Below are 20586 nucleotides of genomic sequence, written 5' to 3' on the forward strand. Positions count from 1 at the left end.
AATTCAAGCTGGTCGCTCATAGTAAGCTGGCAGCCAAAATAAGTCAATGTTGCAGGCTGATTTCTACCTGACTAAAAACTAAGAACTGGCAGGTCCTGCCAGTTCTTTCTATCATCTCACACAGATATTACAGTTTTGCGGCTAAGGCAGCTTCCAGCTTGTTTTGGTCAGCCACGAAACCACGGATACCTTCAGCCAACTTCTCAGTCGCCATTGGGTCCTGGTTCAGCTCAAAACGGAACTGCTCTTCTGTCAATTTAGCGGGTACTTCTTTGGTTTTGCCGCCATCTTTCAACACTTGAACCAAGGTGCCTTCTGTGGCAGCCAGGTCTTGCAGCAAGTTTGGAGAAACGGTCAAACGGTCACAACCAGCCAGGGCAATCAGCTCGCCAGTGTTACGGAAAGAAGCACCCATCACAACCGTTTTGTAACCGTGTTCTTTGTAGTATTGGTAAATAGCGCGTACAGAAACCACACCTGGGTCTGTTTCTTGTGTGTACTCAGTACCTGGGTTTTTCGCTTTGTACCAGTCAAGGATACGGCCAACGAATGGAGAAATCAGGAACACGCCAGCTTCAGCACAAGCACGGGCTTGGCCAAAACCAAATAAAAGCGTTAAGTTACACTGGATGCCTTCTTTTTCCAAGATCTCGCCTGCCTTGATACCTTCCCAGGTAGAAGCCAGCTTGATCAGAACGCGATCTTTGCTGATGCCAGACTCTTGGTACAAGGCGATCAGTTTACGGCCTTTAGCCACCATTGCGTCGATGTTGAAAGACAAACGTGCATCTACTTCTGTAGAAATACGGCCTGGGACCACTTTAGTGATTTCAGCGCCAATCAACACAGCCAGCTTGTCAGCTGCGTTTTCAATTTGTTGCTCTTTAGAACCACCTTGTGCTTTTGCATAAGCAATGGCAGTTTCAATCAACGGTGCGTATTCTGGGATTTGGCTAGCCTTCAATACCAGAGACGGGTTTGTGGTTGCATCCACAGGTTTAACACTTTTGATTGCTTCAACGTCACCAGTGTCAGCCACGATGGTTGTCATTGCTTTCAACTGATCTAATAAATTTGCCATGCGATTGCTCCTATAAATTGCAATAATCGTTTACGTATAGTTATACATAGAAACCTCCAACATTATAACTGAATTTACGCGAGTTAGTTAAGCGTCCTTTGCACTTTGCAGCGTGTGTACTGCTTGGGGGCAGGCGGTTTTATTGATTAAAATCAAATAATTGCTGCCGTTCAACCAAGCAATTTTGCCTGTTTTGGCTTTCCAACCCCCCCCTTTTCGGGCACAATTCTTCTTTTTTGCAAGTGATTGATTAGTTAGGCATATGGGTTCTGTCACCGCTTTAAATAAAGAACAAAACCAGACTCGCTTCGCACAACTCCCTGTTGACTGGTATATGCATCCGGACATTTATGCGCTTGAGCAGGCGCATTTGTTCTCGCTGCTGCCCCAGTACTTGGGACATGAACGCATGATTCCCGATGCGGGCGATTACCGTGCCCTGGACTGGATGCACAATGCCACAGCGTTAGTGAACCAGCATGGCCAGCTGCAACTGATCAGCAATATCTGCCGTCATCGCCAAGCGGTGATGCTCAATGGCCAAGGCAATACGCAACATATTGTCTGTCCGCTACACCGCTGGACCTATGACCTCAATGGCCAGCTGCTGGGCGCGCCACATTTTGAACAGAACCCGTGCCTGCATCTCGAAAAACAACCCTTAAACACCTGGCAAGGCTTGCTATTCAAAGCCAATGACAGTTCAGCCAAACAAAAAGGCCTGGAGATCGCCCAGGTGCTCAAACAACTGGGCTGCAAGCAGGACTTCGACTTTACCGGTTACCACTTTGAGTCAGCGATTGTGGATCATTACGATTTCAACTGGAAAACCTTTATCGAAGTCTATCTGGAAGACTATCATGTGGGCCCGTTCCACCCTGGTCTCAACCAGTTTGTCGACTGCGGCGAATTAAATTGGGAGTTTGGCGAGCATTACAGTGTGCAAACCGTCGGCTACAAACCGCTACCTGATTACAGTTTATCGCCAGTGTACAAACAATGGCAGCAGGCCGTCACCGATTACCAGCAAGGCACGGCGCCCAAGTATGGCGCCATCTGGTTTGTGCTTTACCCATTGCTCATGATTGAGTGGTACCCCAACGTGTTGGTGGTTTCACACATTATTCCAACAGGGGTAGACACTTGCCAGAATGTGGTTGAGTTTTACTACCCGGAAGACATTGCCTTGTTTGAGCGTGAATATATCAAAGCACAACAAGCCGCTTATTTTGAAACCGCGGTAGAAGATAAGGAAATTTGCCAGCGCATGCACAACGGCCGCAAAGGCTTGTTTATGCTAGGTAAAGATGAGCGTGGCCCCTACCAGCACCCGATGGAAACTGGCCTCGAGCACTTTCACCGCTGGTATCGCAAGCAGATGGAGCCACATCTGCCCGAGCATTTGCAGCGCTAGGCGAATTACTGTTGCTCAAACACCGTCACGCCGCCTTGCGGCATCCCAGACACTGGCAGTTGGGTAGCTACTGGATGCTGCTGGCAGGCCTGGGCTTTGCCGTGATGGGCGCATGCGTCAAAGCCGGGGCAGCGCGCTTTAGCGCCAGCGAGCTGGTATTCTATCGATCAGCCTTTGGTTTTATCATGATTGCCGCCATTGTCATCTGGCATGGCAAACCATTAAAAACACCGCTGCTCGCCATGCAAATGCGACGCGCCATAGTGGGTTTCACCGCCCTCTTGCTGTTTTTCTACGCCATCGCGCATTTACCGCTGGCCACCGCCATTACGCTCAACTACACCTCGCCCATGTTTTTAGCGCTGCTGTCACCGTGGCTGCTCAAAGCAGAACAACCACCCAGTCGTCAACAACGTTGGCGGCTAAACTTGTGCGTGATGGGTGGCTTCGCCGGAGTATGCCTGCTGTTGCAGCCAGCATTCCACAGCAATCAATTACTGGCTGGCAGCATAGGTCTGCTATCAGGCATAGGCGCAGCCTTCGCTTATGTGCACGTCAAGCAATTAGGCCTGCAGGGCGAGCCTGACTGGCGCACCGTGTTTTACTTTACCCTGGTATGCACCATTGCCAGTGGTGGCTGGATGCTGATTGATCATATGACAGTGTTGCGCTGGCAAGATTTACCGCTGCTCTGCGGGTTAGGATTATCAGCCACCTTAAGCCAACTGGCACTGACGCGTGCCTACCGTACCGGCAACACCTTAACCGTTGCCAGCCTGGCGTATAGCACCGTCGTATTTGCCACCCTGCTAGGGGTCATTGTGTGGGGTGAAGCCCTCAGCGCACACGAAATTGCCGGCATGCTGCTAATTGTGGCATTCGGCATATTAAGCACACGTAGTGCAAAATAATGGGGTGATCACAATAAAAAAGCCATTCTTTGTCAGAATGGCTTTTTTACTTTATCTAAGTACTTTAAGGCTCAAGTAAACCACAGCGCATGGCAATCAGGGCAATCTCTGCCGAATTTTGCGCATTGAGTTTTTGCTTGATGTTATACAAATGGGTGCCTACCGTACGCGGGCTCAGGAATAAGGTCTCGGCAATTTCATTGGTAGATTTGCCACGGGCCAGTGACATAAACACCTCAAACTCGCGCTCACTGAGCACATCCACCGGGTTTTGCTCGCCAGACAGCTGCTGAATCGCCATTTGTTGCGCCACGCTGGCCTCGATGTATTTTTTGCCCTGCGCCACACTACGAATCGCTTTAATCAGCTCCTCAGCCGCGCTGCGTTTAGTGACATAACCCATGGCGCCTGCATTGAGCACGCGTTTGGGATGCACGGAATCTTCATGCGCTGACAGCACCAGAATACGCGCATGATTATCTTTGGCCAAAATCCGCTCAATGGCCTCCATGCCGCCAATACCCGGCATGGTGATATCCATGACCACCACTTGCGGATGGTGCTCGACATAGGCCTTGATCGCGGTTTCGCCGCTCTCAGCCTCGGCGATCACTTTAATGTCCTGGTCTGACTCGAGCAGCATTTTAAAGCCCATCCTGACCACCGCATGGTCATCTACCAGCATCACACTAATCACACTTATTTCTCCCTTGTTTATGCTGATTGTATAGGCAATCGTATGTCCAAAGTGGTTCCACGCCCAGCCTCAGGTTGCGAAACCACTTTAAATTGTCCGTGTAGCGCCTGCACACGCTCACGCATGCCGAGCAGACCAAAGTGCTGGGTCTGGTCAACGACGTCGAGTTGCATGCCCACCCCGTCGTCACACACCATTAGCCGCAAGCCTTCGGTATCGGTCAACAGGTGGACGTTGATAGATTGTGCATGCGCATGTTTGATGGCGTTATTAACCGCTTCTTGCACCATGCGATAGATGTTGATATTGACGTTTTCACCCATGGGCGTGAACTCGCCAGCCGCATGCAATTGAATGTTTAGCTCGGGGTGTTGCGCCTGATAGCCGGAGACCATGTCACGCAAGGTTTCCACCAGCCCCATATTATCCATGGCCGCCGGGCGCAATTGGCGGATGATGTTATGCATCCCGTCGTAAATATGGTTGGCGGCAGCGACAATGGTTTGCGCGTTGGCGGCGATATCCGGCGTGTTGGCTTTGGTTTTATTCACAATCGCCACGGCAAACGTCTTGATCGCCGTCACGTATTGCCCCAGCTCATCATGCAGTTCGCGTGCCAGGCTACGCCGCTCGTCCTCAATATGCTGCTGAATCAATTGCGTCAGCTGGCGATTTTGCTCTAACTGGCGCTCTGCATCCAGTGACAACGCCATCTGGTTTAAGCTCAAGCCGATCTTGTCAAACTCAGGCACTGAAAAACGCGCTAGCCGCGTCGTCAGGTCGCCCTGCTCAATGCGGTTAATCGCATGCAAGATATGCCTGACCGGGCGCAAGGCATGGCTGAGCAAGCCATACACCAACAGGTTGAGCAATACAAAAAAACCAACGCCCATCATCATCAATTGCAAAAAGCCTGACCAAGCTTCGCGAATAGAGCCTTCGGCATTCGAACTAATGGTGAGCACGCCATAGCGTACGCGCCGGGTCACGGTTTCTACCTTTGGGGCCACCAGTTTGGTAAACCATTCAGGCGGGTTAATTTCGGATTTAAAGGTCGACGTTGGCGAAATGTATAAAGGGTTATTAGCGTAATCATAGAGCTCGATACGGCTGCTACGTACATAACCAAGCGAGCGCAAAAAGTCTTGCAGCACATAATGGGTTGGGCCCAAGCTAGGATTCATGGCCGAGCTGACAATCACCGTATCCAGCAATTGCACAGTAACACGCGTGGCGGCTTCTACGCGCTCACGGATGCTGTCTTTGGTATCGCGCACCAACACCACCGCAGCGGCCACCAAAAAGGCCAGCGACAGCATGGTGACTAACAAGTTGAGTCGAAAACGTAAGCTCATTTTTTAACCACGATTAAATTCAGGCTTATTAAACTGTAAACGACCACATTTACACAGCGTAAAATCATTAAATTGTGCGTTTAATCACTCAATCGTGAGCTTATCCCATGCCTTGGGCTTGGCGGGATATGCCAGTGGCAACTGGTTCAAGGCTTCCAGCAGAATCTGGGAAACCAGCAAATTACGATTGGTTTTAGAGTCAGCGGGGATCACATACCAAGGCGCATATTTGGTCGAGGTCTCTTTCAGCGCCAGTTCATACGCCTCCATATAACGGTCCCACAAAGCGCGCTCTTCCAGGTCCTTGGGATTAAATTTCCAATGTTTGGTCGGATCATCCAGGCGCTCTTGCAAGCGTTCTTTTTGCTCATCTTTAGAGATATGCAAAAAACATTTAATGATGGTGGTGCCGGTTTCGCTGAGCGTGCGTTCAAAGTCATTGATTTGCTGGTAACGTCGCTGACACTCGGCGTCATCTATCCAGTCATGCACTTTTACGATCAATACATCTTCATAATGGCTACGATTAAAAATCGTTAGCTCTCCCTTAGTCGGCACCTGATGATGCACTCGCCACAAATAATCATGCGCCAACTCATCGGCACTAGGCGCCTTAAAGCTGGCCAGGCGAATGCCTAGAGGATCACAGGCACTAAACACATGCTTGACCGTACCGTCTTTACCGCTAGTATCCATGCCCTGCAAAATCAGCAAGACTTTATGCTTGCCCTCGGCATGCAAAATATCCTGCCTGAGATTGATTTGATGGGTGAGCTCCGCTAATAAACTGGCGTCACTTTCTTTGTCGCCGGTGCGGGCAGAGCGATCGTCTGGCTTGAATTGCTTTAATAAAAACTTTTTCGGGTTAACGCGATATTGTTCCAGCAATTCCATATCTACAGGCTTTCAGATGATTTGATCACCAAGTGTATCGTAGTTATTTTGCAAACATCAAGGTAACAACTTGCTTAAATCACAGACAGCCAATGCGGATGGCACTTAGACATAAAAAAACAGCCTCAGTTGAGGCTGTTATTAATGGAGATTCTTAGTTTAAATTATTGGCTACGGCCAAACAACAAGCCAAATACACCACCAGACAGCACGCCTGACAACCCAGACACCACGGCTGGGCCATTTGGGCCATTCAATACTGAACCCAATACAGCCGTAATCCCGACAATGCCACCTACTGCAGCAATCAGCACATTGCCAGCAGCGATAGTTTCTTCTGGTGTGCCATAGTAACCAATACCAGCACCCAAACCACCTGCAACTACTTCAACTTCTACAGCATTTAATTCTTGCATAGACAGCTTGAAACTCCTTGGATATAAACAATAAAAATTTAATTTTTCACGGCGTTAACGCATACCACAAAAATCAATCTTAAAAATGATTCAAGCAGCATAAAATTAACTTTAATTATTATTAAAAATCATTTGTTAATATCATATCAAAAATTAACAGGCGTGAGAACGTGTCAGCATAAAGAATCCACCAAAAAAGCAAAATAAAAAAGCCGATGCATGCATCGGCTTTTTATAAACTTCTCTTAAAAATTACTTACTGGCCCGTTTACGCTCGTGCTCTAACAAAAAGCGCTTACGCAGGCGAATCGTTTTAGGCGTGATTTCAACCAACTCATCATCGTCAATGAATTCGACAGCACTTTCCAGGCTGATAGAAATAGGTGGAACCAAACGCACCGCTTCATCGGTGCCAGAAGCACGCACGTTGGTCAATTGCTTACCTTTAATCGGGTTCACAACCAGATCGTTATCACGGCTATGAATACCAATAATCATGCCTTCGTACAATCTGTCCCCTGGGCTGGAGAACATCTTGCCACGGTCCTGCAGCTTCCACAAAGCATAGGCCACGGCTTCGCCCTGCTCAGCGGAGATCAATACACCATTACGACGGCCTGGCATATCGGCTTTCACTGGTGCATATTCATCAAAAATATGTGCCATCAGGCCAGTACCACGAGTTAATGTCAAAAACTCACCCTGGAAACCAATCAGGCCACGTGCTGGGATACGGTATTCCAGACGCGTACGACCGTTACCATCAGACTCCATATTGCTCATCTCGCCACGGCGACGGCCCAGTTCTTCCATCACGGCACCTTGGTGTTCGTCTTCCAGATCCACGGTCAGAATTTCGTAAGGCTCACATTTTTCGCCGTTAATTTCTTTGAACACCACTTTAGGTTTACCCACAGCAATTTCAAAGCCTTCGCGGCGCATGTTTTCCAGCAAGATGGTCAAGTGCAATTCACCACGACCAGAGACACGGAAGACATCGGTATCTTCTGTATCTTCAACACGCAACGCCACGTTCACCAGCAACTCTTTGGTTAAACGGTCACGGATTTGACGTGAGGTAATAAATTTACCTTCAGTGCCCGCCAATGGTGACGTGTTCACCATAAAGTCCATGGTCAGGGTTGGTTCATCGACACCCAGATGCGGCAAACCAATCGGCTTGTCACGATCACAAATAGTGAAGCCGATCCCGATTTCTTCAATCCCGGAAATAATGACAATGTCACCGGCTTCTGCTTCTTCAACCGGCACGCGCTCCAGGCCTCTAAAACCTAACACCTGATTAATACGGCCTTGCGCGACTTGCTCGTCTTCACGCATCACAGCCACGACCTGGCCTGGTTTGATACGGCCATTGGTCACGCGACCAACGCCTAAACGACCAGTGTAGGTTGAGTAATCCAACGCTGAAATTTGTAACTGCAAAGGCGCATCACTGTCACCTTTAGGCGGCTCAACATGACTTAAAATCGTGTCAAACAAGGCACGCATATTGTCTGAAGGTTTGCTCATATCTAAGGTTGCAAACCCATTCAACGCTGAAGCATAGACCACAGGAAAGTCTAATTGCTCATCGGTCGCGCCCAAGTTGGCAAACAGATCAAACGTATGATTAATCACCCAGTCAGGACGCGCACTTGGGCGGTCTACTTTGTTGATTACCACAATAGGCTTCAAGCCCAGCGCCAAGGCTTTTTTGGTCACAAAGCGCGTTTGCGGCATCGGGCCATCTACGGCATCGACCAATAGTAAGACGCCATCGACCATGCCCAATACGCGTTCAACCTCACCACCAAAGTCCGCATGGCCCGGTGTGTCGACGATGTTAATGTGTGTGCCTTCATAGGTTAAGGCGGTATTTTTAGCCAGAATAGTAATGCCACGCTCTTTTTCCAGATCGTTGCTATCCATCACGCGCTCAGTGACCGCTTGATGTGAGGCAAAGGTACCTGATTGTTGAAGTAGCTTATCGACCATGGTTGTTTTACCGTGGTCAACGTGCGCGATAATTGCGATATTTCTGAGGTTGCGTGCCATGTGAACTGCCATCTGTTTGGAAAGGGCGCGATTTTATCACAAATCAACTTAAATATTTGACTTTTAAAATAAAGTAGCTATACTGCGAGCAACTTTAAAACACGGCTGGTACTAGACCCGCCACACTTGTTTTAAATTCATTGCCCTGACCTGTCGATAACTCGCGAAATTTTGAGGTTATCATCTTTAGATGCAGTCTTAATGACACATCTTCTTTTATCGGTTAGTGGCCATGCCCAAGCGCCGGTAAAAGCATCCATTCCAAAATGTTGCTTTGGCTTAGTTGATATTGCATCACACCTTTATAAGTGTTGTGTTGCTTAATTGGCTTTGCTTTATTGCTTTACTAGCGCCCTTTTTAATTGTTGATGAAAGGGACATTCCTTGTCTTTTGCAGATTTAAATCTCGACCCCTCCATTTTGCGCGCTTTGACCGACGCAGGCTATGAAAACCCAACACCCATTCAGGCGCAATCTATTCCTGAAGCTTTGCAAGGCCGTGACATCATGGCCTCTGCCCAAACCGGCACGGGTAAAACCGCGGCCTTTACACTGCCAGCCTTAAACTTGCTGGCAACACAACATCCGGTTCGCAGCCGTGGCCCACGTATCCTAGTGCTGACACCAACTCGCGAGCTGGCAGCCCAAGTGAACGATGCTGCACGTAAATACGGCAAGTTCTTGCGCGCACGCTGCATTAGTATCGTCGGTGGCATGCCTTATCCATTGCAAAACAAATTGCTGTCACAGCCACTGGACATTCTGGTAGCGACCCCAGGCCGCTTTATTGATCACCTTGAGCGTGGTCGTATTGATTTGAGCCGTTTGCAAATGCTGGTACTGGACGAAGCTGATCGTATGCTGGACATGGGCTTTATGCCTGATGTAGAGCGCATTTGTGAAGCCCTGCCTGCCGAGCGTCAGACCTTGCTGTTCTCAGCAACGCTGGATGGCATTATGGATATCGGCAAACGCTTCTTGCGTAACCCACTGACGATTCAAGTGGCTGGCCAAAAAGAAAGACACGCCAATATTGAGCAGCGTTTGCACTTTGTCGATGACATGAACCACAAAAACAAACTGCTGGAGCATTTGCTGATTGCACCAGACGTGAACCAGACCATTATTTTCACCAGCACGAAGCGTCATGCTGACTTGCTGGCTGAAGACTTATATGCCGCTGGTCATAGTACAGCAGCCCTGCATGGCGACATGACTCAAGGGGCACGTAACCGCACCTTGACCAAGCTGCGTCATGGCGATGTTAAAGTATTGGTCGCGACCGATGTGGCCGCACGCGGTATCGATGTGCAAGGTATTTCACATGTGATTAATTACGACCTGCCAAAATTTGCAGAAGACTACGTACACCGTATTGGTCGTACTGGCCGTGCGAACAATACAGGGGTTGCGATTTCGTTTGCATCAAACGCTGATCGTCACTTGTTGCGCAAAATTGAGCAATATACCGGCCATAAGCTGCAAGCTGAGGTCATTGCAGGCTTCGAGCCAAAACGTGCAGCACGCATGGATGATGGCGGTGATAAACGTGGCGGCAAACGCAGCAGCCACGGTAAACCACAAGGCAAAGGCGGTTTCCGTCGTGATGAACGTCCAGCCCAGAACAAGTCATTTGGTGAGCGCGTTGCCCGTGAAGGTAATCGTGACGGCCAACGTGATGCACAAGCGAACAAGCCACGTGCGCCTCGCGTCATGGAGCAAAAGCAAGACAAAGAAGTCAACGGTAACAGCAAGAGTTATAACAAAGATACCGACTTTCAGTTTGCACGCGCATTGGCTGATGAATTTGGTCAACGTCGTCCACGCCCAACTGGCAGCAACCAAGAGCGTTTTGGCAATCCGACCGCCAACCGTGGCAATAACAAACCACGTCCGGCAGGCAAGTCATTTGGCGACAATGGTGGTGCCAAGCGTCCTCGTTCATTTGCCTAAGACGCGCCTATGTCTGAGCAAACCATAGTAGATTTTCGAACGCTCGGCTTAGCCGAGCCGCTGTTAAAAGCGATTGATGACTCTGGCTACACCACGCCTACGCCTATCCAGGCGCAGGCGATTCCACTCGCCCTGCAAGGCAGGGACTTGATGGCAGGTGCACAAACCGGGACCGGCAAAACAGCAGCGTTTTCGCTGCCTATTTTGCATACCCTGTTACCACTTGCCAGCACGAGCACCTCGCCAGCCAAGCACCCCATCCGGGCGTTAGTGCTGGCGCCAACGCGTGAGCTGGCTATCCAGGTATATGACAACATCAAAACTTATGCCAAGCACACTCCATTGCGTAGCTTGGTGGTGTATGGTGGTGTAGACATCAAAACCCAAACGCCTATCCTGAAAACCGGCGTGGAAATTTTGGTCGCTACCCCAGGTCGCCTACTGGACCATGTTGAGCAAAAAACGTTGTCGTTAAGTCAGGTGCAGTTTTTGGTCCTGGACGAAGCCGATCGCATGCTGGACATGGGCTTTATGCCGGATTTAAAACGTATTTTGGCGCTATTACCCAAGCAGCGCCAAAACCTCATGTTCTCAGCAACGTTTTCTGATGAAATCAAAAAACTGGCCGATGCGTTTTTAAATAATCCTACCTTGATCGAAGTCGCACGCAGCAACGCGACCAATGACAATGTGGAGCAAAAAGCCTATCTGGTGAATAGCGATCAGAAGCAGCGCTTTTTGGTGCAGTTGCTAAAACAATATGCCAACCAGCAAGTGATTGTATTCACAAAAACCAAGCTCTCCGCCAGCAAGCTGGCACGTGCGCTGGAACGTGACCAGATTCCGTGTAGCGCCATTCATGGGGATAAAACGCAAAAAGAACGGATTGAAGCACTGGATGCGTTTAAGGCAGGCACCATTAGCGCGCTTGTCGCCACCGATGTTGCGGCACGCGGTCTGGATATCACCGACTTACCATTGGTGATTAACTATGAAATTTCGACGGCACCGGAAGACTATGTGCACCGTATTGGCCGCACAGGCCGTGCAGGTGCCAAAGGGATTGCCATCTCACTGATTGACGAAGATGAAACCAAATACTTCGACGAGATTGAGAAGTTGATCAAAAAGCAGATTCCAAAAGAAAAAGCCACGATCAACACCAGTACTAGTCGTCCACGCACGTCGAACGCTAAAGCCGCGCGCGCGGATGATGGCTGGTTCCAGCAACCGTATCAGCCAACGACGACAGCCGCAGCACCGAAACAAGTGCCTGCCAAGTCATCGACAAGCAAGCGCAAGGTCGTTGCCGCGTTGTTGGGTGGCTTTGGTTTTAAAGCCACGCCACAAGCACGCCACCAGGCCAAGCGTGGCGCCGCTAAACCGCGACAGCCAGCTGAAGGCAATGCACTTGCTGAAGCCGATAGCATAGAAAGCGTCAGTATTCAGGCGTAAAAAAGCCCCGTTCGCGGGGCTTTTTCTTTGCTGTGATGGTTGCGGGAAATTAAGCGGGCTTAGCCTTCGCGATTGCGCATAAAGTCAGCCACACCATACAGCTGATTGGCCAGATGCTTCATCAGCGACTCTTCAAACTGCAAGGTATGCATGGCTTTAATCATGCAGTACATCCATTGGTCACGCGCGGATTCATCAATCGGAAATGGCATATGCCGTGCGCGCAAACGCGGATGCCCATAACGCTCAATATATAACTGCGGCCCGCCAGTCCAGCCCATCAAAAACATAAACAGCTTTTCGCGCGCTTCGGTTAAATCGGGCTGATGAATGGCGCGTAAATCAGCGGCTTTAGGATCAGTATCCATGGTGTCGTAAAACGTCTCAACCAAGTTGCGGATGGTCTCGGCACCCTTTTCTGCCCCACCCAGCCAGTCAAATAAGGATTGCTTGGCCGCGTTAGGCTCTTGTATCTCTATTGCCATCTTGCGTTAACCTGAAACCTTTGGCGTCACCAAAGCGGCAGCCTGCTTGGCCAATTCACGTGCAGCGTCAGTACTCTCTGCCGTCGCAAGAGCAACACCCATGCGGCGACGCACAAATGACTCTGGTTTGCCAAACAGACGGACTTCGCTATTGGGCACAGACATCGCGGCCTCCAGACCGTGATACTCGAGCGCTTGCGCATCTGCGCCGCCATAGATGACAGCACTGGCACCCGCTTCACGTTGCGCCACATCTACTGGCAAGCCAAGAATGGCGCGTGCGTGCAACTCAAACTCATTCAGGCGCTGGGTGCACATGGTCACCATACCAGTATCATGAGGGCGTGGGCTCACCTCAGAAAACCAGACCTGCTCGCCTTTGACAAACAGTTCTACGCCAAACAAGCCTTGGCCACCAAGTGCATCCGTCACCTTTTTGGCAACATCTTGCGCATTTTTTAATGCTTGTGGATGCATGGCCTGTGGTTGCCAGCTCTCGACATAATCGCCCTGCTTTTGCACATGGCCAATCGGCGCACAAAAGTGTGTTTCGATCTGGCCGGAGACATTCTTGGCACGCACCGTCAGTAAGGTAATTTCATAATCAAAATCAATCTGGCCTTCAACAATCACCACGCCCTGATTCACGCGGCCACCACTGGCCGCATATTCCCAGGCGGCTTTGACTTCAGAAGCCTGTGTAATGCGCGATTGGCCCTTGCCAGATGAGGACATGGTCGGTTTGATAAAACACGGATAAGCAATGCCAGCATCAATCGCCGCCTGCAACTCAGCCTCGGAGCGTGCGAAAGCATAAGGCGATGTGGGCAACCCTAATTCTTCAGCCGCCAAGCGACGGATACCTTCACGATTCATGGTCAGCTGCACTGCGCGCACAGTAGGCACGACCGTCACGCCCGTGGCTTCAATCTCAGCCAGCGCCTCAGTATTCAAGGCCTCGATCTCCGGCACGATATAATGTGGCTTTACCTGATCAACCAAGGCTTTTAACGCCGTGGCATCGGTCATATCAATCGCATAAGCATGATGCGCCACCTGATGACCAGGTGCGTCTTGATAGCGGTCCACGGCAATGACTTCTACCCCCAAACGCTGCAAGGCAATAATCACCTCTTTACCAAGCTCACCACTGCCTAACAACATGACTTTGGTCGCATTTGCGCTCAACGGGGTACCAATCATTTTTAGCTCCACTGTAAAAACGCAATGATACCATGCGCGATTTGGCTGGCGCCTGATCACGGTTGATTTATGTCGGGATTCATCTTGATATAAAACAAAAAACCCCTCGACAATCCGAAGGGCTTAAGGGGACTTCAAATCATAAAACTCATACCGAAATGCCATGCTTATCCATACGGTAACGCATGGTCATTCTGGTAATCCCCAACAGCCTGGCGGCTTTAGAGACATTATGGCGTGATTGCTCGAGTGCATTGAGCAACATGGCTTTTTCGGCATCATCCAGCGTCACTTGTGCCTCGCCCTGCATGGACGCGCTAGGATTCACCACGGCGATCTGCGGCAACCCCAAATCATGCTCGGAAATCATCGCCTGCGTGCACATTAAAACAGCGCGACTGATTTGATGGCGCATTTCACGCACATTGCCAGGCCAGTGATAACTTTGTATCGCCATCAGCGCCATCGCACTAAACTCATGGTGTGGCAAGGCATAACGCTTTTCTGTCATTTGCCTGAAGTAGTTGGCCAGCAGCAGTACGTCCTGGCCACGGTCACGCAATGGTGGCATCTGCATGGTGATGACATTTAAACGGTAATACAGATCTGAGCGAAAACGTCCTTCACTCGACATCTGGTACAAATCACGGTTAGTCGCTGCAATAATTCGCGCCTGCACTGGGCGTTCTTTGGTGGAGCCCAGACGGCGCACCATTCTGCGCTCCAGCACATTCAGCAACTTCGCTTGCAAGCCTAACGGCAATTCGCCGATTTCATCTAAAAATAAGGTGCCATCTTCAGCAGACTCAATCAACCCCGGACGGGAAGCCACAGCATTGGTGAACGCGCCCTTCTCATGGCCAAACAACTCACTTTCAATGAGCTCTGCCGGCAACGAGGCACAATCGACATGCACAAACGGCTTGTCATGATTGGCGCAACTGGCGTGCAAATAGCGCGCCACCACATCTTTACCGGTGCCGGTTTCGCCGGTGATTAAAACCGTTGGTTGTACCGCGTCACTGAGTGCGCTCAGTTGTGCAATACGGGTAATTTGCTGCCGCACGCTTTGCATGGCGGCACTCTCACCAATCAACTGCACAGACTCATTCACGATAGTATCGCGTTGCCTGGAGTAGTCGAGGCTGGTTTGCAGATCGGTGGTTTTCTCATTTTTTTGAATAATGAGCAGTAATTCTTCAAGATCAATGGGTTTTTTTAAATAGTCAATCGCCCCCATCTTGATCGCATTGACCGCATCGGTCACATCGCCAAAAGCGGTCATGACGATGGTATTGATGTTCTTGGCAACAAAGTCTGCCAATAAATCCAGGCCATTACCATCGGGCAGGCGCATATCCAGCAGCGCCATATCCGGTTCAAATTGTTTGACCAGCAACCTGGCATCATGCAAAGACTCTGCGTGCTCACACTCAAACCCGGCCTTTTGCAGGCGCTTAACCACCGCCTTGGCAAACAGCACCTCGTCTTCTACCAACAAGATTTTTTTCTTGAAGGGTAAAAAAACCGATTTATCCGTGGATGATGAAAGTTGTGAAAGCACGCGTCGTCCTTAATGATTATTATTTAGTCACGGTCGTAACTGGCTAAAGATGGTTTAGCACCGAACTCGTAACGGAAGCCCAACCAGCCCGCACGAGGCGCGCCTATCATCAGCAATTTGGAAGGCTCCTCATTGCCTGAGAACTGACCCCCCTCAATCCAGTTTTCACCTAGCAAACCACCAGTCGCATATTCTTTATCGAAAATATTGATGGCTTTAGCAAAAAACTGCCAACCACTGTTGCCAAAACGGTAACGGGTATCGATGTTAACGATGGTGAAGCCACCGACTTTGCCAGAGTCCTGTACATGCTCGTCATCGCCATCATTGGCGCGATGCTTGTTGTTCTCGTTACCGCGCACATACACGTCTGAATAAGTATTGATGTTACTGCCGACAGTCCATTGCGAGGTCACCTGGTATTGCAAGCGCAATTTCAAGGCATGCTCAGGCAAGTTAGGCAGACGATCGCCTTTGCTGACCTGAATCGCCGTGCCATCAGAAGACGAATTCACCTCATTGGTAATTTCAAAAGGTGTTTGGTAAGTCGCGCGCACAAAGCTATAGCCCACGTTCCATGACAAATCACCTGTTACGCCGTTCAAACCAGCATCCAGGCCCACACGACGGGTTTTACCCACGTTATCAAAATAGCCCATGCCATTAGTCGCATTCGTCGCAATAAACTGAATATCGTCATGGTTTTCAGTACGATATACCGCCGTAGACCAGCGGATATTGTCAGTTAACTGGCCACGCGCACCCACTTCAAAGGTTTTGGCTACCACTTTTTTCAATGGAGGATCTCCTGCCATCGCATTCGGTAACTTGCACGGTACTGCCGGGTTTGCACAGCCCAACTCCATAGACGTCGGTGCACGCATGCCCTCGTTATAGCTACCGTACATGGTCAGCGCCTGAGTTGGCGTAAAGTTCAAGCCAACCGCAGGGTTAAGACGGTTAAAACTATGATCGCCAGACAGTGTCTCCGGGTTGGTCACATCCGGAATCAGGCGGTCACGGTTTTCAACCTTGATATGGTTGTAGCGGCCAGACATGGTTAAGTGCCATTGATCAGTCAAAGACAAGGTATCGGTCACAAATGCACCCCAACTGGTGGTTCTGCCATTGAGTTTCACTGCGGCTTCATCGCTCAACTCACCCAACGCATCTACACCACGTGAAGCGTTAATCAAGCCATATTCGGTAGACTGTGAGAATTTGATTTTTGAAAAATCATAGCCACCGCCCACAATTAACTGGTTTTTCTTTTCAAACAAAGGCTGGTTAAAAGTCAACTGGGTATTAAAGCCATGCCCTCTCTGGCGAGTATTACTGCGGTTCAAAGCACCAGAACAGTTTTCCTCGGAGTTATTGCCTGCCTGACAATCTGCGAGCGCTGTCGCCAATTCTGCACTGTCGACTTCACCATCAGCGTTCAGGTCTAATGCACCCGAGCCGTTGAAATCATCATTCACATCACCGTTCAAGGTTTTGCGGTTAGATTGGCGGAAATACACATTACCGGTTAACTGCACGTCGTCGTTAAACCAGTGGCTGCCGTTCAAATTCAAGAAATTCATGCTGTTTTTGGTTTGGTCCGGACGCGTATTGATACTACTGCGGCCAAAATCCTGAATCAGTTCTTTTTGAACCAGACCGTTACCAATCATATTGTTATCGGCGCCGGTATAGCTTAACTCCAGGCGTGTGGTCTCATTTTGCCAGCCCACTTTGCCAAACAATTGTTTGACCGTGCTTGGTGAGTAATCACGCCAGCCATCTTCGTCAAAATAGTTGCCAGAAATAAAGTAATCGACTGAGTTATCTTCTGACACCCCACCAAACTCCGCAGAAGTGTTTTTGCGGCCCCATGAACCAAAGCTCGTTTCAATCGCGCCACCTTTGTGGGTACGGCCATTTTTTGTCGTGACAGACAAAGCGCCCCCCAGTGTGTTCAAGCCAAAAACCGGGTTAGAGCCAGGAATCAAGTTCATGTTTGCAATCGCATTCACCGGAATCAGATCCCAGTTAACCACATCACCAAACGGTTCATTCACGCGGACGCCATCTACAAACACAGACAAGCCTTGTGGTGTGCCTAGCAATGGCGACGCAGTAAAGCCACGGAACAACACATCAGGTTGAAACGGGTTATTCTGTGACTCATTGACACTGACCCCCACCATATTGTTATTCATAAAATCAGCAATCGTATTGCTATGTTGATTCACGATCTCTTTACCCTTAGCCGACTGTACGTTGGCAGGCACTTTTTCTAATGGCAACCCCACGCCAGGCAGTGGCGTAGTGCCTACGACCTCAACCTTTTGCAATTTCACCTCTTCTGCTTGAACCGTCATCGCTTGCGCCGCATACGCAGACACAATCGCCAGCAGCAATGGCTTGATAGTATTTTTATTCATATCGTGTGATCCTTTTTCCCGAGAATACTTTTATTGAATATCTGTAGTGATTTAAAAGTACTTCTTAGCAGCAAAAAACGTTCCGCTTATGCCGTGCAAAAAAAGATCATTGAAATCAATCAACTAATATTTTTATGGTGGATATAAACCATAAAATTGGCTTAATACAACCAATTTTATGGTTTATATTGGTTTATTACAACCACATTTGAATCAGAGAGGATGCAGGAAAATTTCGAGGCCGTAAGCGTTACGGCCGGGACGCCAGGCTTCATCGACTGCGAGCGCAGCCAAAGCCACCAGTGTTTGTGAGGCAGTGGGTTGTGTGGTTGTGACTTGCACCACAGGGTAAAAAGCACGTTGCCACGGAGGCACGGCCAGCATTTGAAAAATGACTTTTAACTCACGTCTTGGGCGTTTGGCATCAGGCTGCAAGACTTCGCCACCAGTGCGTGGCGTAACTAATAGCTGAATACCGTCAGCCAATGGAATCGGCTGTCCGTAGCGCTTGTTAAGGGTAATAGCCGCCGGGGATATGCCTAACCTGGCAAGAGCGATGCCACGGCCTTTGCTGACTTTGAACTGCACTTGCCAGTCGCCCCAGATTTGCGTTTGCTGACCTTGCCAGATGAGTGGCGTGTTTGGCAGTGCCGCGGGCTTGGCAACGCAATACAGGCGGCCCTGATAATGATGCAAATAAGCCTTGTGGTTGGCTGCCTGGCCTTGTAAAGGCAGATGCAAATAACGATGCGGCTTGACCGAGGATAGCTGTTTCCAGTAATCCTGCAGTTGCTCGGTATTTGGCATGCGACATTGACGCTGCTGAAACCAGAAGCGTAACAGGTTTTTTGCGCGTACATCGCCCAGCGTGTGCAGGTGAGAAATGTCTATCGACTGCCCCAACCACTCTTCCCGCACGTCGCATTGCAATAAGTCTTGCTGTGCCAGGGTATCCAGCAACATCTGCGCGTCTGCCAGATGGCTGGCACTCCGCAGCAAGGCCTGATCGAGTTGTGGATAACGCTCACGCAACACAGGCATGGCGCGCTGCCGCATAAAATTGCGGTCATAGCGAATGTCGGCGTTACTTTCGTCCTCTACCCACGTTAACTGCTGCGCTGCGGCATATTGCAACAGCTCAGCTTTAGCTACACCGAGCAACGGCCTGAGCAATAAGCGCTCAGCATCCCAATGCCCCATGGCACTCAAGCCTTTCACACCGGCACCGCGCACCAGTTGTAACAACAGGGTTTCTGCCTGATCTTGCATATGATGCGCCGTGACAATCGCATCTGCGCCCACTTGCTGGCGCACCTGCTCTAACGCCGTGTAACGCGCATCGCGTGCGGCGGCTTCAACGCCCAAGCCGCTTTGCAAATCCACCTGCACTTTTTGGCTATAAAAGGGAATCTGTTTATTAAGACAAGCCTGCGCGCATTGTTGCAACCAGGTGTCTGCATGCGGGCTCAAGCCGTGGTGCACATGCATTGCTGATAAGGTAAACGGCCGTGATTGACTGAGCTGCGACAAGGTATGCAACAGCACGATGGAATCAACACCGCCACTAAGTGCCAGCAGCAAATGTGGCGGTGTCGTACGAGGCGTGTCGCCCCCAGCCAGAAAGGTCTCAATGACATTTTCTAACTGGGATAAAAAAGACATGCTATTTTTCACTGCTGGATTTAAATTTACCGTAACTCATCAGACGCTGGTAACGCGACTCAAGCAGTTGCGGCACTTTTTTCGCCTGCAAGGTTTTGAGCTGCTGGCCAATCGCCTGGCCGACGCGCTCCATGACTTCTTCATAGTGACGATGTGCGCCACCCAATGGCTCGCTAATAATGTTATCCACCAGGCCTAAAGACTTCAGGCGGTCTGCAGTAATGCCCAGGGTTTCTGCAGCGTCAGGCGCCCTGCTGGCACTCTTCCACAAAATAGAGGCGCAGCCTTCAGGCGAGATCACGGAATAAGTTGAGTATTGCAGCATGTTTAAGTGATCCACCACGCCTAAGGCCAGTGCGCCGCCCGAACCACCTTCACCAATCACCACACCGATAATCGGTGTTTTCAACTCGGCCATCACATACAAGTTACGCGCAATCGCTTCGGATTGACCACGCTCTTCGGCGCCGATACCAGGATAAGCGCCAGGCGTATCAATAAAGGTAATAATCGGCAGGTGAAATTTTTCTGCCAGGCGGAATAAGCGCAAAGCTTTGCGGTAGCCCTCCGGACGCGGCATGCCAAAATTACGGTATTGGCGCTCTTTGATATCACGGCCTTTTTGATGGCCCATGACCATCACCGGGATACCTTTAAAACGGGCAATGCCGCCGACAATCGCCGGGTCATCCGCAAACGCACGGTCGCCGTGCAACTCTTGAAAATCAGTGAACAAGGCGCTGATGTAGTCAATAGTGTAAGGGCGTTGCGGGTGGCGGGCTACCTGCGAAATTTGCCAGGCGCTGAGATTTTGATAAGTATCTTGCAGTAACTTGGTGTTTTTCTTTTGCAGCAAGTCCAACTCTTTGGAAATATCCAGCGAGTCATGTTCATCGTGTGAAACTTGCAAAGCTTCAATACGCTTTTCGAGAGCCGCAATTGGCTGCTCAAAATCGAGATAAGTCAGTTTACTAGGCGTGAGACGTTTTGCACTCATAATGAATTCCAGTGT

General features: G+C 49.8%; 16 protein-coding genes. 4 read left to right on the forward strand and 12 right to left on the reverse strand.

The features are described from left to right. Positions 1 to 127: 127 nt before the first annotated feature. Complete coding sequence (gene tal / locus E6Q52_RS00315) at positions 128 to 1081, reverse strand: transaldolase (RefSeq protein WP_292817231.1); 954 nt, start codon at positions 1079 to 1081, stop codon at positions 128 to 130. Positions 1082 to 1343: 262 nt separating this feature from the next. On the opposite strand from tal, the gene E6Q52_RS00320 reads away from it, so the two are divergent. Continuing rightward, positions 1344 to 2495: an aromatic ring-hydroxylating dioxygenase subunit alpha gene (locus E6Q52_RS00320; protein ID WP_292817233.1), complete on the forward strand. Its 1152-nt coding sequence runs from the start codon at positions 1344 to 1346 to the stop codon at positions 2493 to 2495. Positions 2496 to 2506: 11 nt separating this feature from the next. Then, the gene (locus E6Q52_RS00325) at positions 2507 to 3406 is read left to right on the forward strand and encodes a DMT family transporter (protein WP_292817235.1); all 900 of its coding nucleotides are present in this window, start codon (positions 2507 to 2509) and stop codon (positions 3404 to 3406) included. Between the two features lie 64 nt (positions 3407 to 3470). Here the strand turns inward: E6Q52_RS00325 and E6Q52_RS00330 are convergent, their stop codons facing one another. From E6Q52_RS00330 to typA, 5 genes are all read right to left on the reverse strand, one after another. Beyond that, positions 3471 to 4091 carry a response regulator transcription factor gene (locus E6Q52_RS00330; RefSeq protein ID WP_292817456.1) on the reverse strand — a complete coding sequence of 207 codons (621 nt, stop codon included), beginning with the start codon at positions 4089 to 4091 and terminating at the stop codon, positions 3471 to 3473. 29 nt (positions 4092 to 4120) lie between these two features. After that, complete coding sequence (locus E6Q52_RS00335) at positions 4121 to 5422, reverse strand: ATP-binding protein (protein ID WP_292817458.1); 1302 nt, start codon at positions 5420 to 5422, stop codon at positions 4121 to 4123. A gap of 120 nt (positions 5423 to 5542) precedes the next feature. Continuing rightward, a complete protein-coding gene (locus E6Q52_RS00340; protein WP_292817237.1) occupies positions 5543 to 6352 on the reverse strand; it encodes a polyphosphate kinase 2 family protein in 810 nt (269 codons plus the stop codon). A gap of 164 nt (positions 6353 to 6516) precedes the next feature. Then, on the reverse strand, positions 6517 to 6768 hold the full coding sequence (locus tag E6Q52_RS00345; protein WP_292817239.1) for a hypothetical protein: 252 nt from the start codon (positions 6766 to 6768) through the stop codon (positions 6517 to 6519). Positions 6769 to 7020: 252 nt separating this feature from the next. Then, a complete protein-coding gene (gene typA / locus E6Q52_RS00350; protein WP_292817241.1) occupies positions 7021 to 8826 on the reverse strand; it encodes a translational GTPase TypA in 1806 nt (601 codons plus the stop codon). Positions 8827 to 9210: 384 nt separating this feature from the next. Here typA and E6Q52_RS00355 point away from each other — a divergent pair, with 384 nt between their 5' ends. Together E6Q52_RS00355 and E6Q52_RS00360 are read left to right on the forward strand one after the other, a co-directional pair. After that, entirely contained in the window at positions 9211 to 10779 is a 1569-nt protein-coding gene (locus E6Q52_RS00355; RefSeq protein WP_292817243.1) for a DEAD/DEAH box helicase, read from the forward strand. Between the two features lie 9 nt (positions 10780 to 10788). Continuing rightward, complete coding sequence (locus E6Q52_RS00360; protein WP_292817245.1) at positions 10789 to 12234, forward strand: DEAD/DEAH box helicase; 1446 nt, start codon at positions 10789 to 10791, stop codon at positions 12232 to 12234. 59 nt (positions 12235 to 12293) lie between these two features. Here the strand turns inward: E6Q52_RS00360 and E6Q52_RS00365 are convergent, their stop codons facing one another. From E6Q52_RS00365 to E6Q52_RS00390, 6 genes are all read right to left on the reverse strand, one after another. Further along, positions 12294 to 12719, reverse strand: coding sequence for a group II truncated hemoglobin (locus tag E6Q52_RS00365; RefSeq protein ID WP_292817247.1), 426 nt, complete (start codon positions 12717 to 12719; stop codon positions 12294 to 12296). A 6-nt stretch (positions 12720 to 12725) separates the two neighbouring features. Continuing rightward, on the reverse strand, positions 12726 to 13922 hold the full coding sequence (purT, locus tag E6Q52_RS00370) for a formate-dependent phosphoribosylglycinamide formyltransferase (RefSeq protein WP_292817249.1): 1197 nt from the start codon (positions 13920 to 13922) through the stop codon (positions 12726 to 12728). A gap of 148 nt (positions 13923 to 14070) precedes the next feature. Next, complete coding sequence (locus E6Q52_RS00375) at positions 14071 to 15486, reverse strand: sigma-54 dependent transcriptional regulator (protein WP_292817251.1); 1416 nt, start codon at positions 15484 to 15486, stop codon at positions 14071 to 14073. 23 nt (positions 15487 to 15509) lie between these two features. Then, positions 15510 to 17912, reverse strand: a complete 2403-nt coding sequence (locus E6Q52_RS00380; RefSeq protein WP_292817253.1) for a TonB-dependent receptor — start codon at positions 17910 to 17912, stop codon at positions 15510 to 15512. A gap of 213 nt (positions 17913 to 18125) precedes the next feature. After that, positions 18126 to 19574, reverse strand: a complete 1449-nt coding sequence (gene tilS, locus E6Q52_RS00385) for a tRNA lysidine(34) synthetase TilS (RefSeq protein ID WP_292817255.1) — start codon at positions 19572 to 19574, stop codon at positions 18126 to 18128. A gap of 1 nt (position 19575) precedes the next feature. Next, positions 19576 to 20571: an acetyl-CoA carboxylase carboxyltransferase subunit alpha gene (locus E6Q52_RS00390; RefSeq protein ID WP_292817257.1), complete on the reverse strand. Its 996-nt coding sequence runs from the start codon at positions 20569 to 20571 to the stop codon at positions 19576 to 19578. Positions 20572 to 20586 lie beyond the last annotated feature (15 nt).

The organism is Methylophilus sp., from assembly GCF_008015755.1.
GTDB lineage: Bacteria > Pseudomonadota > Gammaproteobacteria > Burkholderiales > Methylophilaceae > Methylophilus.

Bases quoted from the DNA above. Each gene is read 5' to 3' on its own strand.
- E6Q52_RS00330 (WP_292817456.1), bottom strand. From the start codon at position 4,091: ATGCTGGTAGATGACCATGCGGTGGTCAGGATGGGCTTTAAAATGCTG.
- tal (WP_292817231.1), bottom strand. From the start codon at position 1,081: ATGGCAAATTTATTAGATCAGTTGAAAGCAATGACAACCATCGTGGCT.
- typA (WP_292817241.1), bottom strand. From the start codon at position 8,826: ATGGCACGCAACCTCAGAAATATCGCAATTATCGCGCACGTTGACCAC.
- E6Q52_RS00320 (WP_292817233.1), top strand. From the start codon at position 1,344: ATGGGTTCTGTCACCGCTTTAAATAAAGAACAAAACCAGACTCGCTTC.
- E6Q52_RS00335 (WP_292817458.1), bottom strand. From the start codon at position 5,422: ATGCTGTCGCTGGCCTTTTTGGTGGCCGCTGCGGTGGTGTTGGTGCGC.
- E6Q52_RS00360 (WP_292817245.1), top strand. From the start codon at position 10,789: ATGTCTGAGCAAACCATAGTAGATTTTCGAACGCTCGGCTTAGCCGAG.
- E6Q52_RS00380 (WP_292817253.1), bottom strand. From the start codon at position 17,912: ATGAATAAAAATACTATCAAGCCATTGCTGCTGGCGATTGTGTCTGCG.
- E6Q52_RS00340 (WP_292817237.1), bottom strand. From the start codon at position 6,352: ATGGAATTGCTGGAACAATATCGCGTTAACCCGAAAAAGTTTTTATTA.
- purT (WP_292817249.1), bottom strand. From the start codon at position 13,922: ATGATTGGTACCCCGTTGAGCGCAAATGCGACCAAAGTCATGTTGTTA.
- E6Q52_RS00365 (WP_292817247.1), bottom strand. From the start codon at position 12,719: ATGGCAATAGAGATACAAGAGCCTAACGCGGCCAAGCAATCCTTATTT.
- E6Q52_RS00390 (WP_292817257.1), bottom strand. From the start codon at position 20,571: ATGAGTGCAAAACGTCTCACGCCTAGTAAACTGACTTATCTCGATTTT.
- tilS (WP_292817255.1), bottom strand. From the start codon at position 19,574: ATGTCTTTTTTATCCCAGTTAGAAAATGTCATTGAGACCTTTCTGGCT.
- E6Q52_RS00345 (WP_292817239.1), bottom strand. From the start codon at position 6,768: ATGCAAGAATTAAATGCTGTAGAAGTTGAAGTAGTTGCAGGTGGTTTG.